The sequence below is a fragment of the Pseudomonas sp. SMSB3 genome, assembly GCF_052041965.1.
In the GTDB taxonomy this organism is placed as follows: domain Bacteria; phylum Pseudomonadota; class Gammaproteobacteria; order Pseudomonadales; family Pseudomonadaceae; genus Aquipseudomonas.
Map to the genome: position 1 here is coordinate 1 of NZ_JBKGGV010000070.1, position 214 is coordinate 214.

The following is a 214-nucleotide window of genomic DNA, read 5'->3' on the forward strand; positions in this document are numbered from 1 at the left end:
GCCTCACCCAGCGCCCGCGTTTCGCCGAGCACAGCCGCGAGACCTTCGACGCTGCGTTATGGGCATGCCTTGAGATATTTGCCGCCGGACAGATCCAGCGCCGCCCGCGCGGCGCATCGCGAGCTGCGCTCGCTCCTACGGTTATTTCGAGCCTGTTAATCCTGGGGATTCTGCGCGCGAACGCCTTGGCGCATGGCGCGATATTGCGTCGTAC

General features: G+C 65.0%; 1 pseudogene. It reads left to right on the top strand.

Features of this window, described 5'->3' with window-relative positions:
- Positions 1 to 214 (top strand): annotated as a pseudogene (locus tag ACLEJW_RS23335) (hypothetical protein); the annotation flags it as partial.